This window comes from Bradyrhizobium sp. Leo78 (assembly GCF_059512425.1).
This window is the reverse complement of the sequence record NZ_JCAMOT010000130.1, coordinates 1-2,054: the sequence shown is the minus strand read 5'-3', so window position 1 is coordinate 2,054 and position 2,054 is coordinate 1. Positions and strand designations below refer to the sequence as shown.

Genomic DNA, 2,054 nt, shown 5'->3' with positions numbered 1-2,054 from the left:
GATAGAAAGGGATCAGGAGCAGTCAGTTTCCAACTAACAAACCGGTTCAAGCGGTCCCGCTCCGCGGGTCCATTTCAGTTATCAGCAAGCCAGTCCGACAGGCGGGTAGATGGTCGCACAGGCGAGGTTGAGCTTTTGTTGAGACAGCGAGAACGTCGGCCATTTCGTGTCCCCAAGGGCAGGTCGAAATGCTCACCTGCTTCGAAACTGGGCACCAAGGTTTGCTCCACGCCGACGCGGAAGCAGCTGCGAGCATAATCGTCGAGCGCATCAATTCTCGTGCGCGCAATCAAGCGCCTCGCAGCCCGTCGGCATTGCTGTCAATTCTAATTTGGCGGCGGTATCGCTCTGCGGTTGTCCAGGTGACGGTCCGTTCTCAAACTGCGCCGTGGAAGCTCGGCAAAGGACTAAGCAGAGGTAACGCAGCGACGAAGGCTCAGCTGTGTCCTTGGGCACAGAATGTTCCTTAGGCCCATCGACATCATAGGACTGCTCCACGAACAGTGTCGCGAGCGCCAGATATGAGGCGAGTACCGCGAGCGTGAGCAACCACGCCAGTCGCGTATCGTGGTCGGCAGGACGTTTCATCATTTCCATTACTTCGCTGAACATCTAGGTGCATGTGCCGTCGCGACGATCAGTTTACCCGGACGGTTCGACAATTGTCATGCCAGCGGCATGGGAGGGGCCGCCTTGTCTCTTTGGTGTCGGACCGGACCGTCTCGATTACTGTTTGGGGTGGCTGTGAACGATGCGCAGCCGGTAATCGCCCATGCTCGAAGCGGCCGGCCCTCGAGCGCGTCCGCTCACGCCTGGATAGTGGCTTAGGCGTAGAGCGGCAAAGCCATCGGCGGCGGTGCGCCTGTCCTCAAGAACGGCAATCGTTTCATTCTGATGCTGTTGCAGTTCCATACGATCCTCCCGCTAGCCAGAGTTGTCCCGTGTTGTCAGGGGCCGCGGCCAGCTACTTAGATCGTACAATTTGACGCTACCTACGATTCAAGCCCATTGGAGAGGCTTCGTCTGGTGAATGTATCAAAAAGCCGCATCTCGAGGACGGAGAGACGGGGCAAAACCTCGAGACGAGCACAACGAGGTCCTCAACCACGCGACGCGAGCCGCGTGCTTAGGTCAAAAACTCATCTCATTCTCATCTAAATGGAGAACGCGGCGGTCGTGCACGCAAAGTGCGCGACAAGTCAGTGCGGTTCATCCTTCAGGGCGGCAAGGGCGAGGTCGAGATACTGCATTAGGTGGGGATCCCAGCCAGTCATGTTGCGAGGCGCACTGAGTCGCGCAAGAACTTTCAGTATTGTTGAAACGGTCGATTCAATTCCGGCGATTTCAGTGATTAGTGAACGCGCTTGAAGCGCCACAGCATTCGCCCGTTCGCTGCAGGGATGCTCACCCCGTTCCACGCAATCGCGCAGGTCGTCGCGGATCTTCCGCCACCGCTCCTCGCGAACTGCGTCCAGGACGCATGTGCATCGGAGCTCCTGAGTGCGCTCCTCAACCCGTGACATGGCGTCCAGAGTGGCAGGTAGCTCATCTACGCTGACGTGTATTTCTCCATCCGTTGTCATGTTGCGCAAGCGATCTCGCAGCAGGGTTGTACGCGCGACTTGAAGCTCAATTCTCTCCAAATGCATGCGCAACAAGTCAGTGAGCGAGGTGCTGCCCCCAATCGCTCTGCGAATCTCTTCAAGCGAGAAGCCAAGCTCACGTAGCGCTAGGATTTGATATACTCGTTGTACGCTCTCGCGGTCGTACATTCGGTGACCGCCGCCGGTGCGTTCCGAGGCGCTCAATAAACCCGTGTGTTCGTAGTGATGCAGAGTGCGAACCGTCACGCCGGTAGCCTCTGCAAGCTCGCCAATGCGCCATCGACGCCTTCGTGGTGTAGGTTTTGTCATGGTCCTCTGTTTTCAAGCCTACAACCTGACGTCGGGTGAGATTCAAGTCATTTCAATGATCTAGCAGTCTGCTGAAAAACGTGAGGAATGAAGCGTTTTTTTTCTGTTGAGGAGGCCTCGTTGGGCTGGCGCGTCCGGGAG

At 57.1% G+C, this 2,054-nt stretch carries 3 protein-coding genes; all 3 read right to left on the bottom strand.

From position 1 onward, the window contains the following. Positions 1 to 270 precede the first annotated feature (270 nt). The 3 genes from AC5ZG1_RS43825 to AC5ZG1_RS43815 all read right to left on the bottom strand — a co-directional run bounded on the left by AC5ZG1_RS43825 (position 271) and on the right by AC5ZG1_RS43815 (position 1,913). Positions 271 to 612, bottom strand: coding sequence for a hypothetical protein (locus AC5ZG1_RS43825; protein ID WP_028169419.1), 342 nt, complete (start codon positions 610 to 612; stop codon positions 271 to 273). A gap of 114 nt (positions 613 to 726) precedes the next feature. Beyond that, positions 727 to 912, bottom strand: a complete 186-nt coding sequence (locus AC5ZG1_RS43820; protein ID WP_028169418.1) for a hypothetical protein — start codon at positions 910 to 912, stop codon at positions 727 to 729. A gap of 287 nt (positions 913 to 1,199) precedes the next feature. Continuing rightward, entirely contained in the window at positions 1,200 to 1,913 is a 714-nt protein-coding gene (locus AC5ZG1_RS43815) for a MerR family transcriptional regulator (RefSeq protein ID WP_028169417.1), read from the bottom strand. Positions 1,914 to 2,054 lie beyond the last annotated feature (141 nt).